This window comes from Streptomyces sp. NPDC022910 (assembly GCF_055561075.1).
The window spans coordinates 132,689-152,307 of the sequence record NZ_JBVHHL010000008.1; the positions used below are offsets into that span (position 1 = coordinate 132,689).

The window sequence follows — 19,619 nt, forward strand, 5'->3', positions numbered from 1 at the left end:
CGGGGTGTACGCAATCACGCTCTCTTCCTGCGGACTCGCGTTGAGCGAGCGGCGCCCGCGACGCGTACTACTCCGCGGCGGAGGCCTGGGCCGGGACCTCCATGAGAACGGTGCGCTTGGGATTGGCGGTCTGGGTGGGAAGGTCGACGGAGTGTTCCGGCGTCGCCGGGGCCTGCAGTTCGTCGGCGTCGGCGAGGTGCGCCAGCGTCGTGCGCTGCGGGTTGGCTATGGTGCGGAACATCATCGTGGTCTTCACTGTTGTAGTCGACCTTGTCGTTGTGGGCGCCGGGCGGGCCTCAAGGACCGTCGCCGGGGCGCGGGTTGTCGGATTCGCCATCCCTGTAAAGCGCCAGGCTAAACATGCAATTCCCTCCGGAAGCCACGAAGAGGGCATGATCCTCATGTGAGTTTGCTCACTGAGCGGCCACCAAAAGGGGCAATTCCCATCGGGCCTGCACCCTGGCGAATCGGACATTGCTTCATTGAAGCCCTCATTCCGCTCCTGATCATGGCGACTGGGACACCCTGCGCGAATCAGTGGTTCGCGGGCTTAGGTCCGTTATGTACTGGATAATTTTCTACGCCTCGTGACGCTTCCCTCACAAGGTGTCACGGTGGTCACCGGCTCGCCCGTTGGCCTTGTTGGAGATCCGGCACTGTGCTGGAATTCCACGGACCGCCGCGGGATCGCACCGGCGCGCAGGGGCGCAACGCAGCGCCGAGCAGCGGCGGGAAGGGGGAGCCAGCGCCGGTCACTCACGACCACCAGGGGGGCGTATTCAGGGCGCCTCTCACAACGCCGACACCGTCCCGCCGCTCGCGCGGAGGGGCGCCTGGTCCAGAGGTTGCGACGCTAGTGCAGGGACGTTTCAAGAGGGATGGCAGCGCTTCGGCGGAGCCGGAGCCGCACGGCGGGACCGACCGTGGTTCCGCGCCCCAGCACGCCCAGAACCCGGGACCGGCACCGTCCGGCGGCGGCCCCGAGCGATCTGGGCGTACCGGCGCGGCCGCGGCCCCCATACCGCCCGCCCCACCCAAGACCACTCCCCCGATCGACGCGGGCTCGCGCATCGCCCTGCGCAACTGGCGCATCTCCACGCGTCTGGTGTCGCTGCTGGCGCTCCCCGTGGTCGCGGCCACGTCGCTCGGTGCCCTGCGCATCAGCGACAACATGGACCAGATCCAGCAGCTCGACAACATGAAGCTGCTGACCGACATGACCAAGCAGGCGACGCAACTGGCCGAGGCGCTCCAGGAGGAGCGCGACCAGTCCGCCGGCCCGCTCGCCCACGGCGCGTCGGCGAGCGACGACTTCACGGTCAAGGGTGTCCGCGACAAGACGAACCGCGCCCGCTCCTCCTTCCTGGAGGGCACCCAGGAGATCGGCGACGCCTCCGACAGCGGCCGGCTCTCCGGTGTCCGTGACAGTGTCGTCGGTATCGCGAGCGAGCTGAACAACCTCAGCTCCATCCGGGCCGCCGCCTTCAAGGACCCCAAGAACTCCACGCAGACCGTCGAGGCGTACCACCGCCTGATCACCCAGCTGCTCAGCCTCTCCCAGGACATGGCGGAGGCGACCAGCAACCCGGAGATGATCCAGCGCACCCGCGCCCTGGCGGCCTTCTCCACCGCCAAGGAGTACGCGTCCGTGCAGCGCGCGGTCATCGCCGCGGCCCTGCCGGTGACCAACAAAAACGCGTTCGGCAACCTCTCCGAGAACGACCGCCAGTACGCCCTCTCGGCGCTGGAGAGCCAGGACTCCGAGCTCGACAGCTTCCGCAGCATCTACGGCGACGGCGCCGAGAACCTGACGAAGCCGATCGACCAGGGCAGCCCGACGATCGAGGCCGCCGACACCTACGCCAGTCGTGTCCTCAAGAGCTCGTCCGGCATGAAGAACCAGGACAAGCGCTCGTACAAAGACTGGGTCGACGACGACTCGGCAAAGATCGAGCAGATGAGCAAGATCGAGGGCACGCTCCTCGAGCAGATGGAGCAGAAGGCCCGCGAGCTGAAGAGCGCCTCGGAGCGCGAGGCGATCATCTCCGGTGCGCTGATCCTCCTCGTCCTCGGCGTCTCCCTCGTCGGCGCCTTCGTCGTGGCCCGGTCCATGATCCGCTCGCTGCGCCGCCTGCAGGAGACCGCGACCAAGGTCGCCCAGGACCGTCTGCCCGAGCTGGTCAAGCAGCTCTCCGAGTCCGACCCGCAGGACGTCGACACGTCCGTGGAATCGGTCGGTGTGCACTCCCGGGACGAGATCGGCCAGGTGGCCGCGGCCTTCGACGACGTGCACCGCGAGGCGGTCCGCCTCGCCGCCGAGCAGGCCCTGCTGCGGGGCAACGTCAACGCGATGTTCACCAACCTCTCGCGCCGCTCCCAGGGCCTGATCCAGCGCCAGCTGTCGCTGATCTCCGAACTGGAGTCCCGCGAGGCGGATCCGGACCAGCTGTCCTCGCTGTTCAAGCTCGACCACCTCGCGACGCGTATGCGCCGTAACGGTGAGAACCTCCTCGTCCTCGCCGGTGAGGAGCCCGGCCGTCGCTGGACCCGCCCGGTCCCGCTGGTCGACGTCCTCCGGGCCGCCGCGTCCGAGGTGGAGCAGTACGAGCGCATCGAGCTGGCCGCCGTCCCGGCCACCGAGGTCGCAGGCCGCGTCGTCAACGACCTCGTGCACCTGCTCGCCGAGCTGCTGGAGAACGCCACCTCCTTCTCCTCGCCGCAGACCAAGGTCAAGGTCACCGGTCACGCGCTGCCCGACGGCCGCGTGCTGATCGAGATCCACGACACGGGAATCGGTCTGTCCCCCGAGGACCTCGCCCAGATCAACGAGCGGCTCGCCTCGCCGCCCACGGTGGACGTCTCCGTGTCCCGCCGCATGGGCCTCTTCGTGGTCGGCCGCCTCTCGCAGCGCCACGGCATCCGCATCCAGCTCCGCCCGTCCGACTCCGGTGGTACGACCGCACTGGTCATGCTCCCCGTCGACGTCGCCCAGGGCGGCAAGAAGCCCGCTCCGGGCAAGCCGGGCCAGGGCGCCCAGCAGCCCGGTGGCCCCGCCGCCGCGCAGGCCGCCGCCGGTGCGGCCGCGGCCCGTCGCCAGGCCCAGCAGAGCGGATCCTCCTTCGGTACGGGCACGCCCGGCGGCCCGGGACTCGGCGCCGCACCGCAGCGCGGACAGGTGGGCGCCGGACAGGCCCCGCGCGCCGCGCTGCCCGGCAGCATTCCCGGCGGACGCCCGGGCGGACCGCAGGGCCCGGCCTCTCCGCAGCAGGGCCGGCCGGCCCCGGCGGGCGCGGGTGCCGGCGCCTTCGGACAGGGCGACCCGCACGGACTGCAGGGGGCCCAGGCCTTCCAGGACTCGGGAGCCCACCAGGGCGGATTCGGTGACGGCGGCTCCGGCATGCGACCGGCCGGCTTCGGCGACGGCGCCGCTGCGACCGCACCACAGCAGCCGCAGCAGCCACAGCAGAAGCAGCCCAAGGAGCGCGGTGGACGCCGCCGTCCGCAGCTGCCCGGTCGCGGTGGTCCGCGAGCCGAGCTGCCCGGTGGCAGCCAGCAGCGCACCCCGAGCTGGAGCGACGAGAACGCGCAGCCGTCGGTTCCGCGCGCCTCGCTGGACGCCCCGCGCGGCCACGAGGAGCCGGACCCCCTGTCCTCCACCTCGCCCATGCCCCGCATCGACGACCGCCAGGGACCCGGTTCCACCTCCGAGTTCCCGCGCGTCGACGAGCGCCAGGGTTCCACTTCCGAGTTCCCGCGGCCGGACTTCAACGCCCCGCGTCCCGGGGCGGGTATGCCGAACAACGGCGGGCAGTACGTCCGCCAGGACGTCTTCGGCAGCACGAACCCGGGCGGTGCGACGGGCCAGTTCCCGGCGCCCGGCCGCGCCCAAGGCCCGGCCCCCACCGGCCAGTTCCCCGCCCAGGGCTACGACGCCTCCGGCACGGGCCAGTTCGCCGCCCCCGGCTACGGAAACCGCCAGGATCCGTCCTCCACCGGCCAGTTCGAGCGGCCGCAGGCCGGCCCCAACGGCTACGGGGTTTCCCGGCCGTCGGCCCCGCAGCATCCGCACCAGCAGCCTCCGCGTCGCCAGGAGCCCGAGGCCCTGCCGCCGGCGTCGGGCCCCGGGGACGGGCGTACACCGCTCTACGACACGCTCGAGACCAACTGGTTCCGCGGCGGCGACCGGCAGCAGAGCAACGACTCCTCTCCGATGGCCCCGCAGCAGCAGACCCCCACGGCAACCCCGCGTCCGGCCGCCACCGCGGCCTGGCGCACCTCGCCGAACGACGACCTCGTCCGACAGGCCGAGCGCGTCCGGCAGCCCGCCGCCGGCGGCGTCACCACTTCCGGCCTGCCGCGCCGGGTCCCGCGCGCGAACCTCGTGCCGGGCACGGCCCAGCAACAACAGCACCACACCGGTCCGCAGGTCTCGCGTGCGCCCGATGAAGTACGCGGCCGGCTGACCAATCTCCGACGGGGCATCGCCCAGGGTCGCCAGGCCGGTACCGGCCAGACCGGCAGCTTCCCCAGCCCCACTCACCAGCAGGAGCGTTAGTTGAGCCCGATGAGCCAGGCGGCACAGAACCTCAACTGGTTGATCACCAACTTCGTGGACAACACCCCCGGGGTGTCCCACACCGTCGTCGTGTCCGCCGACGGACTCCTTCTGGCGCTGTCGGAAGGCTTCCCGCGCGACCGCGCGGACCAACTCGCGGCCGTGGCCTCCGGACTCACCTCGCTGACCGCCGGGGCCTCCCGGATCTTCGAGGGCGGCACCGTGGCGCAGACGGTCGTCGAGATGGAACGCGGCTTTCTCTTCCTCATGTCCATCTCGGACGGTTCGTCGCTCGCCGTGCTCGCCCACCCCGAGTGCGACATCGGCCTCGTCGGCTACGAGATGGCACTCCTGGTAGACCGCGCGGGTGCGGTGCTCACACCCGACCTGCGCGCCGAACTCCAGGGCAGTCTGCTCCACTGATCGGCCCCGGCACCACCCGCCTCACCAAATCACCGTCCGGCCGCCACAATCCCCCCACCGGCCCCGTCAGACGGCACGACTGACCGACCTGCTGTCCCGCCCGGAGGATTCATGACCCCGCCCACCGCCTCTCATGATCCGTACGCTGAGCCGTACGGGGACGAAGGCGACCAGCCGCTGGTCCGTCCGTACGCCATGACGGGCGGCCGGACCCGGCCGCGCTATCAGCTCGCGATAGAGGCGCTGATCAGCACGACGGCCGACCCGGCACAGCTGATGGGACTGCTGCCGGAGCACCAGCGGATCTGCCACCTGTGCCGTGAGGTGAAGTCGGTGGCCGAGGTGTCGGCGCTGCTGGCCATGCCGCTCGGTGTCGCACGGATCCTCGTCGCGGACCTCGCGGAGGCCGGACTCGTCGCGATCCACCAGCCTGGTGGCGACGAGAACAACGGCGGCGCGCCTGACGTGACACTGCTCGAAAGGGTGCTCAGTGGACTTCGCAAGCTCTGACGGAGGGCGGGCGACCACCTCCGCGAAGATCGTGGTGGCGGGCGGCTTCGGCGTGGGCAAGACCACGTTCGTCGGCGCCGTCTCGGAGATCAACCCGCTGCGCACAGAGGCCGTCATGACGTCCGCGTCCGCGGGCATCGACGACCTCACCCACACCGGAGACAAGACCACCACCACGGTGGCCATGGACTTCGGCCGCATCACCCTGGACCAGGACCTGATCCTGTACCTCTTCGGTACGCCGGGCCAGGACCGCTTCTGGTTCATGTGGGACGACCTGGTCCGCGGCGCCATCGGCGCGATCGTCCTGGTCGACACCCGGCGCCTGGCCGACTGCTTCCCGGCGGTCGACTACTTCGAGAACTCGGGCCTGCCTTTCGTCATCGCCCTCAACGGCTTCGACGGACACCAGCCCTACGCACCCGACGAGGTCCGCGAGGCGCTGCAGATCGGGCCCGACACCCCGATCATCACGACCGACGCCCGCCACCGCGCGGACGCCAAGAGCGCGCTGATCACCCTGGTCGAACATGCGCTCATGGCACGCCTGCGGTAGGGCAAGTCGTCAGCGCCATACGGCAGTTGTCGTAGATGTGCAGGAGCCGACTGTGGGGTTTGACACGGTCGGCCCCTGTGTTCATAACGTTTCGACAGAGATATCCGGTGGTACGGCCACGCGTCGCGGTCGGTCGGTGTCGCTGCGTTCACAAAAGCCCCGCCTTTTGGCGGGGCTCGCTCTTTATGACCGTTTTATCAGGGGCTTTCAGTCAGTGGAATGCTCGCTTCCGAGTGTTTGGAATCGCGCAGCCTGACGTGCTGGAATGCCTGAACTGCCCAATAGTCAAAGACGTACAGGTCGGAGACAGGGCTCTGGAGACACCGCGGCACGACGTAGGTGCCGTCGCCGAGAGGTTGTTGGTCGAGTGAGGCGAAGCAAGAACGGTCCCGAGCCGTCGGCGCGGGGCAACTTCACCCCGCCGCCGCGCGGAGCGGCACCCGCACAAGTGTCCGGCCCGGAGCCGTCGGCTCTCCCACCCAGCGGCAGTCGCATCTCGCCGCGCAACTGGCGCGTGCCGACCAGGCTGAACGCGATCCTGCTCATACCCGTGCTGGTCGGCCTCGTCATGGGCGGCTTCCAGGTGAAGAGCTCGATCGACACCTGGCAGCAGGCCCAGGACGCGGAGAACACCGCCCGTCTCGTGCAGGCGTCGCTGAGCTATGCGGACGCGCTGTACCAGGAGCGCGACGCGTCCGCGGCCCCCCTGCTGACCCCCAACAGCGGCGGCCAGAAGAACCCGACCGTCGTCCAGGTCCAGGCCGCCACCGACAAGGCCGCGGACGCCTTCGACCAGGCCGCGCAGAACATGCCGCACAAGGCGGGCCTGGAACGCCGCCTCAGCATCTTCCGCAAGGCGGAGACCAAACTGACGGCCCTGCGTCAGGCCGCGTACACCTCCAAGCTCTCCGGCGTGCGGACCGAAGAGGGCTATGTCCAGGTCGCGCACCCGCTGATGGAGTTCGCCAACGAGCTCGGCCTCGGCACCGGCAACATCACCAGCTACGGCCGCACCGTCTACGCCATCTCGCTGACCAAGGCCGCGCTCTCCCTGGAGCGCTCGATCGGCATGCACATGCTGATCCAGCCCGGCCCCGACGGCACCAGCCTGGCCAAGCAGCGCGTCGCCCTCTCCTCGTACGCCTACCTCGAGGGCATCGCCGTCGAGGAGTACATCGGCGGTGGTACCGCGGCGGACGCCAGGAAGCTGGACGCGGCCAAGAAGAAGCTGCAGACGGACGGCACGGCGCTGGCCCAGCAGGCCGCCGCCAAGGCGAAGGCCGAGGGCAAGACGTACGTGCCGCCGCCGTCGGACCCCACCACGATGGTGTCGGCCCTCGCCACTCTGCCCTCCACCGACCAGACGGCCCTCACCGGGCTCGCCCAGCAGGGCATCACACCGACGAACTGGTGGGCGGTCAACACCCTCAAGTACAACGCCTACCGCCAGATCGAGTCGGACCTCGCCGACAAGGCCGTGTCGGACGCCTCGATCATCGCCGACAACGCCAAGACCTCCGCGTTCATCACCGGTGGCATCGTCATCGTCGCCCTGCTCGCCGCGTTCATCATCGCCGGCCTCATGGCGCGCCAGATGAGCCGCTCGATGCGCCAGCTGCGCAACGCCGCCTTCGGCGTCGCCGAGCAGCGTCTGCCGATGCTGGTCGACCAGCTCTCGCGCACCGACCCGGGCCGCGTCGACACCCGTGTCGCGCCCATCCCGATCTCCTCCACGGACGAGATCGGCGAGGTCGCCCGCGCCTTCGACCAGGTCCACCGCGAGGCCGTCCGGCTCGCCGCCGAACAGGCCCTGCTGCGGGGCAACATCAACGCGATCTTCACCAACCTCTCCCGTCGCAACCAGTCGCTGATCGAGGGCCAGCTGACCCTCATCACCGACCTGGAGAACAACGAGGCCGACCCGGACCAGCTGGAGAACCTCTTCAGGCTGGACCACCTCGCGACCCGTATGCGCCGCAACGGCGAGAACCTCCTGGTCCTCGCCGGCGAGGAGCCCGGCCGCCGCTGGGATCAGCCGGTCCCCCTGGTCGACGTGCTGCGCGCCGCCTCCTCCGAGGTGGAGCAGTACGAGCGCATCGAGCTCTCCGGTGTCCCGGAGGCCGAGATCCACGGCCGCGCCGTGACCGACCTCGTCCACCTGCTCGCCGAGCTGCTGGAGAACGCCACGACGTTCTCCTCCCCGCAGACCAAGGTGCGGGTCACCGCCACACGGCTGCCCGACGGCCGGATCATGATCGAGATCCACGACAAGGGCATCGGCCTGACGGCCGAGGACTTCGCGGACATCAACCACAAGCTGGCCAACCCGCCGACCGTGGACGTCGCGATCTCGCAGCGCATGGGTCTGTTCGTGGTCGGCCGGCTGTCCGACCGGCACGGCATCCGCGTCCAGCTGCGCCCCTCCGGCGAGCAGGCCGGCACCACCTCGCTGGTGATGCTCCCCGACGCCATCACCCACGGCGGTGGCGGCGAGCAGCCGCTGGAGCGCGACGAGTTCACCGTCTCGCAGATCATCCCGCAGCAGCAGTCCTTCCAGGGCGAGAGCTTCGACGCCCTGCCGATGCGGACGGCGGCGGAGCTGGGCTTCGACGACAGCCGCTACACGGAGGTCCCGGACGACATCCGGGACCTGGACCCCGTCGGCCGCTCGCTGATGCGTGAGGAGCGCCGTGCGGCCCTGGAGGCCCAGGCACAGGGCCACAGCCGCCCGCAGGAAGGCCAGGAGTCCGCTCCGTACCAGGACGGATTCGAGGTGCAGCGGCCCGCCTACGGCAATGGGCAGCATCCGTACGACGAGCAGCAGGCGGCGTACGACCAGCAGGCGGCGTACGAGGAGCCGCAGCAGCCCGCGTACGACGAGACGTACTTCTCGCCGGGCGGCGGCCTGCCGCAGGGTGACGGCTTCCCGTCCGGCGGCGGTTACCCGGAGCCCGCGTATGCGGAGCCGGTCCAGGAGAACCGTGCGGGTGTCCAGGCCGCCCCCTCGGAAACGTTCTCCACCTTCGAGGAGTCGTCCTACCAGGACGACTGGCCGAGGCGGGACGAATACCAGAACTCCTACGGCGCCGGTTACGCTCCGGAAACGGAATCCGTGCAGGCCGCTGACGTGAGTGAGCGGGACCGCGTAGGCTTCGACCGTCCGGGACCGGCCCCCTCCGCCGCCCACGATCTGACCGACGCCGGACTGCCCCGCCGTGGCTCCGCCCCGAGCGGCGGAGCCGGTCGGCCGCAGCACGTGACGCAGGATCCGCCGGCGTCCACGGAATCGGGCGGGGACTGGCGCTCCGCGAACGACCAGCGGTGGCAGCAGGCATCCCAGCTCCGGAAACCCAAGGCGGGCGGGGTCACCTCTTCCGGCCTGCCTCGGCGGGTACCCAAGGCGAACCTCATGGAGGGCGCCGCGGAGACGACCCCGCAGGGAGGCCCACAGGTCTCCCGGGCCCCCGAAGACGTGCGGGGCAGGTTGAGCAACCTGCGTCGAGGCGTCCAGCGGGGACGCAACGCAGGCAGTGAAACGAACGGCCAGGGCTTCGGTCCTGACAGCACCTACAACCAGGAGCGTTAGTGTGAGCCCGATGAGCCAGGCGGCACAGAACCTGAACTGGTTGATCACCAACTTCGTGGACAACACCCCCGGGGTGTCCCACACCGTGGTGGTCTCCGCCGACGGACTCCTTCTGGCGATGTCCGAAGGCTTTCCGCGCGACCGCGCCGACCAGTTGGCGGCCGTCGCCTCCGGTCTGACCTCGCTGACCGCGGGTGCCTCCCGCATCTTCGAGGGCGGCAGTGTGAACCAGACGGTTGTGGAGATGGAGCGGGGATTCCTCTTCATCATGTCCATCTCCGACGGTTCGTCGCTCGCGGTTCTCGCGCATCCGGAAGCGGACATCGGCCTCATTGGGTACGAGATGGCGCTTCTTGTCGACCGTGCCGGAACGGTCCTGACGCCGGACCTTCGCGCGGAGCTCCAGGGGAGCCTTCTCAACTAACAGACGGACAGTGCGTATTGGCGTCCCGTGGCCGTAAGGTTTCGGGACGCGGCTTCCACAGGATGGGTGCTCGGCGCAGTCGGAGGAGGAGAGAAAGTGGCAACACCCCCAGGCGGTTCGTCCTCGGGCAACTGGTCCTACGGCCCTGGCCAGGGTCCGGGCCAGGGTGAGCAGAACCGGTACAACTTCCCCTCCGCACCGAGCCCGCGGCGTCAGCCGTACGCGCCCCAGGGCCCGCAGGGTCCTGGTCCGTCGCCGTACGACCAGCCGCCGGCGCCCCGCATCCAGCCCGTGCAGCCGCAGCGCCGCGCACCCGAACCGGCGCCGGCGGGGTCGTCGAACAACCCCCTGGTGCGTCCGTACGCCATGACGGGCGGCCGCACGCGGCCGCGCTACCAGCTCGCCATCGAGGCGCTGGTGCACACCACAGCATCTCCGCACCAGATGCAGGGCCAGTTGCCCGAGCATCAGCGGATCTGCAACCTCTGCCGGGAAATCAAGTCGGTGGCCGAGATCTCGGCGCTCCTGACGATCCCTCTCGGCGTGGCCAGGATCCTCGTCGCCGACTTGGCGGAGGCGGGCCTGGTCGCCATCCATCAGCCCGGCGGCGACGAGAACGCCGGCGGCCAGCCAGACGTGACACTGCTCGAAAGGGTGCTCAGTGGACTTCGCAAGCTCTAGCGGCGGTCCTTCCCGCTCCACCACCTCCGCGAAGATCGTGGTGGCGGGCGGCTTCGGCGTGGGCAAGACCACGTTCGTCGGCGCCGTCTCGGAGATCAACCCGCTGCGCACAGAGGCCGTCATGACGTCCGCTTCGGCAGGCATCGACGACCTCACCCACACCGGAGACAAGACCACCACCACGGTGGCCATGGACTTCGGCCGCATCACCCTGGACCAGGACCTGATCCTGTACCTCTTCGGTACGCCGGGCCAGGACCGCTTCTGGTTCATGTGGGACGACCTGGTCCGCGGCGCCATCGGCGCGATCGTCCTGGTCGACACCCGGCGCCTGGCCGACTGCTTCCCGGCGGTCGACTACTTCGAGAACTCGGGCCTGCCTTTCGTCATCGCCCTCAACGGCTTCGACGGGCACCAGCCGTACAACCCGGACGAGGTCCGCGAGGCGCTCCAGATCGGGCCCGACACCCCGATCATCACGACCGACGCCCGCCACCGCGCGGACGCCAAGAGCGCGCTGATCACCCTGGTGGAGCACGCGCTCATGGCCCGGCTTCGCTAGCGTCGGCCGTACGCGCACCAAGGGCCCCCTCCGTGTGGAGGGGGCCCTTGGTGTCTGTCCGCTGCGGCAGCTCGAACCCCGACGGCGGTGTCCGGCGGTGCCGAACCGGCCGGAACCGCCCCGTGCCTGCACACCGAGAAGGGCCCCTCCCAGCAGAGGAGCCCTTCAGGGTGACTGAGCGAGGCAGCCTAGCCGTGCCAGCTGTGCGGTGCCCGGAAGCCGGGCTCGCGCTCCAGGCGGCGCCAGCCCGCTTTGGCGCGGCCACGGTGGGCCGGGGTCGTGGTGGGCGACTGGGCCGCCGCACGGGCCAGCAGGATGGCCGTGATGGCGGCCACTTCCTCGGGCTCGGCGTGGCCCTTTTCGACGCGGATGTCAGGGGTGTTCATGCTGTCAGTCTCCGTGAGAGAGAGGTCCGCGGGATTGCCGCGTTGGGTCCGCTCGGTTACTGCGGGGGGTTGCCGTGCTTGCGCGAGGGCAGGTCCGCGTGCTTGGACTGCAGCATCGCCAGCGACTTGATCAGGACCTCACGGGTCTCCGCGGGGTCGACGACGTCGTCCACCAGGCCTCGCTCGGCCGCGTAGTACGGGTGCATCAGCTCGGACTTGTACTCCTTGACCATCCGCGCCCGCATGGCCTCCGGGTCTTCCGCGTCCGCGATCTGACGGCGGAAGATGACGTTGGCCGCACCTTCCGCGCCCATCACGGCGATCTCGTTCGTCGGCCAGGCGTAGGTGAGGTCCGCCCCGATGGACTGGCTGTCCATCACGATGTACGCACCTCCGTACGCCTTGCGCAGGATCAGCGAGATCCGCGGCACGGTCGCGTTGCAGTACGCGTAGAGCAGCTTCGCTCCATGGCGGATGATCCCGCCGTGCTCCTGGTCGACACCTGGGAGGAAGCCGGGGACGTCCAGGAGCGTCACCAACGGGATGTTAAAAGCGTCACACATCTGGACAAAGCGCGCAGCTTTTTCCGACGCCTCGATGTCCAGGACCCCGGCGAGGGTCTGCGGCTGGTTGGCGATGATGCCCACCACCTGGCCGTCCAGACGGGCCAGCGTGCAGATGATGTTGCGCGCCCAGCGCTCGTGGACCTCCAGGTACTCGCCGTCGTCGACGATCTCCTCGATGACCTTGGCCATGTCGTACGGCCGGTTGCCGTCGGCCGGGACAAGGTCCAGCAGGACGTCGCCGCGGCGGTCCACCGCGTCCGTCGACTCGACCCGCGGCGGGTTCTCCCGGTTGTTCTGCGGCAGCAGCGACAGGAGATAGCGCACCTCGGCGATGCACGTCTCCTCGTCGTCGTACGCGAAGTGGCAGACACCGGAGGTCTCGGCGTGCACGTCGGCGCCGCCCAGGCCGTTCTGGGTGATCTCCTCGCCGGTCACGGCCTTGACCACGTCGGGGCCGGTGATGAACATCTGGGAGGTCTCTCGGACCATGAAGACGAAGTCCGTGAGGGCGGGGCTGTACGCCGCGCCGCCGGCGCACGGACCCAGCATCACGCTGATCTGCGGGATGACGCCGGACGCCTTCGTGTTGCGCTGGAAGATGCCGCCGTAACCCGCGAGCGCGCTCACGCCCTCCTGGATGCGGGCCCCGGCGCCGTCGTTCAGGGAGACCAGTGGCGCACCCGCCGCGATGGCCATGTCCATGATCTTGTGGATCTTCGTGGCGTGGGCCTCGCCCAGTGCGCCGCCGAAGATGCGGAAGTCGTGGGCGTAGACGAAGACCGTACGACCCTCCACCGTGCCCCAGCCGGTGATCACACCGTCGGTGTACGGCTTCTTGGCCTCGAGGCCGAACCCGGTCGCCCGGTGCCGGCGCAGCTGCTCGACCTCCTGGAAGGAGCCCGGGTCCAGGAGCAGCTCGATGCGCTCCCGGGCGGTCAGCTTGCCCTTGGCGTGCTGCGCCTCGGTCGCCTTCTCGCTGGGGCCGGCCAGCGCCTGCGCTCGGATCTCGTGCAGCTCGGCGACCCGCCCGCGCGCGTCCGTGGGCTCGCTCCCGGAATCTACGGCCTCGTCCAAAACGGTCATGTAGCGACCTTACGAAGTCCACCCACTAAAGCGGCCCGTCGACTCCGTACAGTCTCCGGCCCGTTTTCCTGGTACCACTGAACAGAATCGGGGCCGCATGCAGCCCATCTGACTGCTCAGAGGGCCTGGGCGTTGTGGAGGTCTCACAAAGCGGTCAGGCGAGAGCGACCTCACATCGGCGGGTCGCACATGCCATCTCCGGGGTGACACGGAGCCTCGAACGGCGGTCCCGGACACGGTCGGCCGGTCCACCGTACCGGCCCGCAGGAAGATCGCCGCCATCGACCGCGGGGCGGGCACGCGGACCGCCCGGCGGAGTGACGTCCGCAACACACCTGAATGATGTTGAAACTTGAATGGAATAGGTCTACGGTCGGTCTCGTTAACGTCGTTGAAGATTAAACAGCTTCAGCGTCGCGGCCTCGCCCGAGGTCGCGAACCGTCCCCCAAGGAGCACATCATGGGCATCTTCGGCCGCAAGAGCACCGACACCGACACCACCCCGGCCGCGGCGGTGAACCCCGACCTCGCCGCGCTGACCGGCGACTACACGGTGGACCCGTCCCACAGCACGATCGGCTTCGTGGCACGCCACGCCATGGTCACGAACGTCAAGGGCGGTTTCCAGGACTTCGAGGGCACGCTGCACCTGGACGGCTCGGACCCGTCGAAGTCCACGGCCTCGATCGACGTCAAGATGGACAGCGTCGAGACGGGCTCGGCCGACCGCGACGGCCACCTCAAGAGCTCCGACTTCTTCAGGATCGACGAGCACCCGACGATGACCTTCCGCTCCACCAAGGCGGAGTCCCTGGGCGGCGACGACTACCGGATCACCGGCGATCTGGCGATCATGGGTACGACCAAGCCGCTCACCATCGACCTCGAGTTCAACGGCGTGGCCAAGGACCCGTTCGGCAACGAGCGCGTCGGCTTCGAGGGCAAGGCGGAGATCCTGCGCTCGGAGTGGGGCCTGACCTGGAACGCGGCCCTGGAGACGGGTGGCGTCCTGGTCTCGGACAAGATCAAGCTGGTCTTCGACATCTCGGCGATCAAGCAGGCCTGACCCCTGACGACACCACCGCGCGCCCCCGTCCCGCGCGGCCCTGAGCGAGCCCGCCCTCCACTCCCGCGTATCCGGAGGGCGGGCGCTCGCGCGTTCTGCGGCTGGGGGCTGCGGGACCGGACCGAATGGGGGCTCGGACATCTGCGGCGCTGGGGGCGCGCGACGCCCGGCGAGATCGCGGCGGCCCAGCGGCAGCGGCCGCAGTCGCTCACGCGGGTCTTCGCCGAACTGGAGGCCGAGGGGCTTATCGCGCGTGAACCAGGCACGGTCGACCGGCGTCAGTCCGTGCTGACGCTCACGGAGGAGGGGCGCCGGGCACTGGAGCGGGACATGGCCGAGCCTGGCCGGCCGCCGCCCTCGCGTCGCTCAGCGAGACGGAACGCGGGGTGCTCGCGCTGGCGAGCGCCTTGATGGAGCGGCTCGCGGATAGGGACGTTCCCCCGCGAAGACCTGTGAACCGGCCGGTTCAGATCCCTCCGCCGAAGTCGCCGCCGCCCCCGCCGAAGTCCCCTCCGCCACCGTCACCGAAGCCCCCGCCGAAGTCCCCGGGGTCGAAGTCCGCGCCGGACTGGTCCCCGCCCCCGTAACCGCCGAAGTCGCCGTAGTCCGCGCCGTAGTCGGCCCCGTACGACGGGGTGGCCATCATGCTGCCGAGCAGCGTGCCGACCAGCAGGCCCGGCAGGAGGCCGCCGCCGAAGTAGCCGCCCGCCCAGGGGCCGTACGCGGGGCCCGCGTCCCAGTACGGGCGGCGGCCGTACTCCGTGTCCACCTCGCGGATCATGGGGTCGCGGCCGTCGGCCAGCCGGGCCCGGTCCGCGGCGCAGACGGGGACCTCGCGCGGGGCGCCGCCCGGGGGCGTCCAGGTCGCGTCGGCGACGGACGGGCCGTGGCGGGGGTCGAAGAAGCACGGCGGCCTGCGCTCGGGCAGGGGCCGGCCCTCGCGGCGGGCGGCGAGGGCCGCCAGCGAGAAACGGCCGTCTGCCAGGGCCTGGGTCACGGCCTTCACGTCCTCCGGGCGCTCCGCCGCCGCCATGGACGACTTCGCCTCCTCGTACGCGTCCAGCGCGCGCTCGTAGTCCGCGCGCATCGCGTCGTCCCCGCCCGGCTCCGCCGGGTGGAAGTCGAGACGGTCCAGTTCCTCGCCGAAGGCGGTGATGTCCTCGTCGACCACGACGCGCAGCTTCTCCAGCGCCGCCCGTTGGTCCTCCTCGCGGCGACGCCGGCTGCGCCGTACGAGCGCGTAGGCGCCCGCGCCCCCGACCACGAGCACCACGCCGACGGTGATCAGTGCGGTGGACGAGATCCCGCCGCTGCCGCCCGAGGTGCCCCAGGTCGACGGGGCATGGCCGCCTACGTTGACGAGGGCACGGTCGGTGAAGTCGTTCAGCTGGGCTTTCACGGTCTCCCCCCGGACGCTGCCGACCAGGTTCTGCACGGCTGTGCGGGGCAGCACCGAGGAGTCGGCCCGGGCGTCGAAGCGGTCGCCGAGGCGGATCGCGTACAGGCCGGTGATGCCGGTGGCCGTGCGCAGGTCGGAGAAGAGGCTACCGGTGGGGTAGTGGGCGGGCAGCACCACGATGAAGACCGGCTTGTCGGCGTCCTCGATCTTCTTCGCGAGCGCGTCGGCGTCCGTGGTGGACAGCTGCCCGGAGGCCGCCGGGTCGACGTAGACCGGCCCCTTGCGCAGCGAGTCGGCGATGGCCGAGACGTCGGTTGCCGCGTACGCGCGCGGAGCACCGGTGGACAGGACCGCCAGAGCCGCCATGAGCAGGGCCATCAGCGGTACGGCGAGTCCTCGGAGCAGCACGGCCTTCATACTTCGAAGCTACCCCAAGGCACCCGGAACCGGACGCCCGGCCGGTGCCGTGCGGTGCGCGCGGAGGCGGGTCCGCGAGCGCCGCGAGCCGGGGCGACCGACACCCGGACGTGCCCGGCGGGCGGTGCGTGCCGTGCCGCACCGCCCGCCGGGAGCCACCGGGCCGTCACGCCGCCCGGTACGCCTGGGTCAGCTTTGCCACCGCCGCCGCGTACTTCCCCGTCAGCAGCAGATGGTCCGCGTCCGCGAACGGCCCGGAGACGGCCGCCGTGATCCCGGATCCCACCCTCTGCTGCACGAGCAGCCGCGCCTTGCTGACGATCTCCCGTCCCGCCCGGTCGGAGCCCGTCTTCTCGGCCGCGGCGGCCGCGAGTCCGAGCGCCTTCAGGGTCGCCGCGCCGCCCTCCGGGACCTTGGTGAGCGTGGTCAGCCCCCAGCCGTACGGGAACTGCGGGTCGTACGAGGCGTCACCGACGTTGATCGGCAGCTGAGCCTCGGACCTCGGCCAGGTGACCGGGAGCCGGCCGGTGAACGGGCGCTTGCCGTAGAGGACGTCCGCCACGCCGTCGCCCTCGGTGCCGGGCAGCCAGGAGGCCACGAGCGCGTCGACGGCGCCGAGCCGGTCGCCGACGAGCTGCGGACGCCCGGAGACGATCAGCACCGCGCACTTCATGGCCCCGCACACCTTGTCCACGGCGGCCTTGTCGGCGGCGGACAGCTGAAGGTCGCGGCCGTTGCCGACGTCCCCGACACCCTCGGCGTAGGGGGTCTCACCGACGACGACCACGCCGACGTCGTAGCCGGTCAACGGTGCCGAGGCGTCCTTGGAGTAGGTGACGTCTCCCCCGGCCCCGCGCATCGCCTGCAGGATCGTCGTGCCCTGGGTGTGGGTACCGGACGCGCCCTGCCAGGTGACGGTCCAGCCGCCGGTCTGGTTGCCGAGGTCGTCGGCGTTGGATCCGGCGACATACACCTTCTGGCTCTTCTTCAGCGGCAGGACACCGTTCGCGTTCTTGAGCAGCACCTGGGACTCGGCGGCCGCCTGCCGGGCCACGGCCCGGTGCGCGGCGGAGCCGATCTGCCCGGCGCCGCTCGTGTCGGCGTACGGGTGCTCGAAGAGCCCCAGTTTGAACTTCTGCGTGAGGATGCGCGACACGGCGTCGTCGATCCGCTTCTCGCTGATGCGGCCCGCCTTCACCTCGTCGATCAGCGTCGTGCGGAAGTCCTTGTACGTGTACGGCACCATCATCATGTCGACGCCTGCGTCGACCGATGTGCGGACGTGGGCCGCGTAGTCGCCGGGGAGCTGGTCGATGGCGTTCCAGTCGCTGATGACGAAGCCGTCGAAGCCCATGCGGCCCTTCAGGGCTCCGTTGATCATGTCGGCCCGCGCGTGCATCTTCACCGGGCCCTGGCCGTCCCCGAGGATGTCGAGCGACGAGTACGACGGCATGACCGAGCCGATGCCGCGGTCGACGGCCGTCCGGAACGGGGCCAGATGGACGGTCTCGAGCTGCTGCCGGGTGACCTTCGTGACGCCCTGGTCGATGGTGTACGAGCCGGTGGTGGACGAACCGTACTCGGTGCCCCCGTCGCCGACGAAGTGCTTGGCGGTGGCGAGGACCTTGTCGTCGCGGCTCAGGTCCCGGCCGTCCGCGCGACCCTGGAGGCCCTGGATGATCGTCTCCATGGACTGGACGAGGGCCGGGTCCTCGCCGAAGGACTCGTAGCTGCGGCCCCATCGCTCGTCGCGCGAGACGCACAGGCAGGGCGCGAAGTCCCAGGGCACGCCGGTTGCCCGCACCTCACTGGCCGTCACCGCGCCGGTCTTCTCGGCCAGTTGCGGATCTCTCGTCGCCCCGATGCCGATGTTGTGCGGCATGATCGTCGAGCCGACGAGGTTGTTGTGGCCGTGGACCGCGTCGACGCCGTAGATCAGCGGGATCTGGAACCGGGTTGCCTGTGCCCTCAGCTGGAAGGAGTCGATCATCTTCGCCCACGCCTCGGGGGTGTTGGGCGTCGGGGTCGAGCCACCGCCGGACAGCAGCGAGCCCAGGTCGTACGTCGCGATGTCGCCCTGCGAGGTGAGGGCGGCCCGCTCGGCCTGGGTCATCTGGCCCGCCTTCTCCTCCAGGGACATACGGGAGACCAGGTCCGCGACGCGCTTCTTCAACGGCAGCCTGCTGTCCAGATACGGCAGTCCGTGGGCGTCGACGACGACCTGCGGGGTCTCGGCGGGGGCCTTGGCTCCGGTGACGCTCAGCTTGAGCGGGATCGTCTCGGCGGGCTCGGCGGCCTTGTCCTTGAGGGTGGGGACCTGGATCGTGCGGGTCGTTCCGGAGGCCGTCCCGGCCGGGAAGGTGAGGGTTCCCTTGACGGGTGTGTAGTCCGTGCCGGACTCGGCCCTACCGCCCGTCGTCTCGTAGGCGACGGTGACCGGCTCGTCGATGGGGGCGGAGCCGGTGGTGGCGACGGAGATCCTCACTGCCGCCGTGCCGCCCTCCCTGACGGGGTAGACGGCGGAGTCCGTGGTGACGGAGGCCCGCAGGGACTGGTCCGCCCTGCCGTACAGCTCGACGTCGTCCATGGCGAACTGCCCCTTGACGCCCACGGGGAGCGTGACGGCGTACCCCCACATCTGAGTGAGGCCCAGCACGTGGTCGATGCCGCCGACGGGCTGGTAGTCCGTGCGATATGTGAAGTCGGTGAAGGGGATCTCGATCTGCTTCCAACCGGCGAAGTCGTCGGTGAACGAGGTGGTCCACAGCTCCGAGGCCTCGCCGTTCGCGCCGCCGTCCTTGATCTCGAAGGCGATCTTCCTGCCGTTGTCCTGGCCGTCCCACCAGAAGCGGATGCCCTTGTGGGCGGACCAGTCGTGGGCGGGCTTGTCGGAGGCGAAGTCGTGGGTGAAGCCGCCGTAGCCGCTGATGTCGTAGGTGCCCGTGAGGACCTTGGCGCCCTCGGGGGCGCCCGTGCGGTCGGCGAGTTGCAGCGCGGGCGGGTCGTCGGCGTCACTGCCCCAGGTGAAGATGCCTTCGGCGGGCTGGTTCGCGAAGGGCACCTCGCCCTCGAAACGGTCGACCGGGACGGGGGCCGGGTCCTCGGCACCGGACGCGGTCCCCACCACGGTGAGCGGGAGCAGGGCGGTGAGCAGGGTGGCGGAGGCGAGCAGGGCGGTTCTTCGCATGGACCTTCCCCTTGGCTCTCGTAGTCCACAAGTGTGAGCTTACGACTTAGATCACGGCGTGAGTTAACTGGCGCACCGGGAAGCCGTCAAGACTTCACGTCAGAACAGGTACAGACTCAAGTCGCCGCCGGAGCAGGGGCGTTGTTCCTTCGGAAACTGAACGCGCACCCCCTTGACGCGGCCCCGGCGCCGTCATTTACTCACGCCTCGCACGCCTC

The 19,619-nt window shown here is 70.1% G+C and carries 15 protein-coding genes; 10 read left to right on the plus strand and 5 right to left on the minus strand.

Annotation, left to right across the window (positions count from 1 at the left end):
• Nucleotides 1-67: 67 nt before the first annotated feature.
• Nucleotides 68-256: a hypothetical protein gene (locus ACZ3TS_RS10795; protein WP_467615964.1), complete on the minus strand. Its 189-nt coding sequence runs from the start codon at nt 254-256 to the stop codon at nt 68-70.
• 600 nt (nt 257-856) lie between these two features.
• Between ACZ3TS_RS10795 and ACZ3TS_RS10800 the strand changes: the two genes are divergently transcribed.
• From ACZ3TS_RS10800 to ACZ3TS_RS10835, 8 genes are all read left to right on the plus strand, one after another.
• Nucleotides 857-4,555: a sensor histidine kinase gene (locus tag ACZ3TS_RS10800; protein ID WP_467615966.1), complete on the plus strand. Its 3,699-nt coding sequence runs from the start codon at nt 857-859 to the stop codon at nt 4,553-4,555.
• A gap of 9 nt (nt 4,556-4,564) precedes the next feature.
• The gene (locus tag ACZ3TS_RS10805) at nt 4,565-4,978 is read left to right on the plus strand and encodes a roadblock/LC7 domain-containing protein (RefSeq protein WP_103838061.1); all 414 of its coding nucleotides are present in this window, start codon (nt 4,565-4,567) and stop codon (nt 4,976-4,978) included.
• 111 nt (nt 4,979-5,089) lie between these two features.
• On the plus strand, nt 5,090-5,488 hold the full coding sequence (locus ACZ3TS_RS10810; protein ID WP_103838060.1) for a DUF742 domain-containing protein: 399 nt from the start codon (nt 5,090-5,092) through the stop codon (nt 5,486-5,488).
• Nucleotides 5,469-6,044 (plus strand): GTP-binding protein, encoded by a 576-nt coding sequence (locus ACZ3TS_RS10815; protein ID WP_402431726.1) that lies wholly within the window; start codon nt 5,469-5,471, stop codon nt 6,042-6,044. Before ACZ3TS_RS10810 ends, ACZ3TS_RS10815 begins: the two co-directional genes overlap by 20 nt.
• A gap of 367 nt (nt 6,045-6,411) precedes the next feature.
• Nucleotides 6,412-9,630, plus strand: coding sequence for a sensor histidine kinase (locus tag ACZ3TS_RS10820; protein ID WP_467615968.1), 3,219 nt, complete (start codon nt 6,412-6,414; stop codon nt 9,628-9,630).
• A 10-nt stretch (nt 9,631-9,640) separates the two neighbouring features.
• Complete coding sequence (locus ACZ3TS_RS10825; RefSeq protein ID WP_004983065.1) at nt 9,641-10,054, plus strand: roadblock/LC7 domain-containing protein; 414 nt, start codon at nt 9,641-9,643, stop codon at nt 10,052-10,054.
• 96 nt (nt 10,055-10,150) lie between these two features.
• On the plus strand, nt 10,151-10,735 hold the full coding sequence (locus ACZ3TS_RS10830) for a DUF742 domain-containing protein (protein WP_467615970.1): 585 nt from the start codon (nt 10,151-10,153) through the stop codon (nt 10,733-10,735).
• A complete protein-coding gene (locus ACZ3TS_RS10835; RefSeq protein WP_385173314.1) occupies nt 10,716-11,297 on the plus strand; it encodes a GTP-binding protein in 582 nt (193 codons plus the stop codon). Before ACZ3TS_RS10830 ends, ACZ3TS_RS10835 begins: the two co-directional genes overlap by 20 nt.
• A gap of 188 nt (nt 11,298-11,485) precedes the next feature.
• On the opposite strand, the gene ACZ3TS_RS10840 is transcribed toward ACZ3TS_RS10835, so the two are convergent.
• On the minus strand, nt 11,486-11,683 hold the full coding sequence (locus tag ACZ3TS_RS10840; RefSeq protein ID WP_467615971.1) for an acyl-CoA carboxylase subunit epsilon: 198 nt from the start codon (nt 11,681-11,683) through the stop codon (nt 11,486-11,488).
• A 56-nt stretch (nt 11,684-11,739) separates the two neighbouring features.
• Complete coding sequence (locus tag ACZ3TS_RS10845; RefSeq protein ID WP_467615973.1) at nt 11,740-13,332, minus strand: acyl-CoA carboxylase subunit beta; 1,593 nt, start codon at nt 13,330-13,332, stop codon at nt 11,740-11,742.
• A 460-nt stretch (nt 13,333-13,792) separates the two neighbouring features.
• Between ACZ3TS_RS10845 and ACZ3TS_RS10850 the strand changes: the two genes are divergently transcribed.
• Nucleotides 13,793-14,398, plus strand: coding sequence for a YceI family protein (locus tag ACZ3TS_RS10850; RefSeq protein ID WP_467615976.1), 606 nt, complete (start codon nt 13,793-13,795; stop codon nt 14,396-14,398).
• A gap of 174 nt (nt 14,399-14,572) precedes the next feature.
• A complete protein-coding gene (locus ACZ3TS_RS10855) occupies nt 14,573-14,809 on the plus strand; it encodes a hypothetical protein (protein ID WP_467616131.1) in 237 nt (78 codons plus the stop codon).
• Nucleotides 14,810-14,864: 55 nt separating this feature from the next.
• Here the strand turns inward: ACZ3TS_RS10855 and ACZ3TS_RS10860 are convergent, their stop codons facing one another.
• Both ACZ3TS_RS10860 and ACZ3TS_RS10865 read right to left on the minus strand, forming a co-directional pair.
• Nucleotides 14,865-16,214: a hypothetical protein gene (locus ACZ3TS_RS10860; RefSeq protein WP_467615978.1), complete on the minus strand. Its 1,350-nt coding sequence runs from the start codon at nt 16,212-16,214 to the stop codon at nt 14,865-14,867.
• A gap of 166 nt (nt 16,215-16,380) precedes the next feature.
• Nucleotides 16,381-19,401, minus strand: coding sequence for a glycoside hydrolase family 3 protein (locus tag ACZ3TS_RS10865; protein WP_467615981.1), 3,021 nt, complete (start codon nt 19,399-19,401; stop codon nt 16,381-16,383).
• Nucleotides 19,402-19,619: the final 218 nt, after the last annotated feature.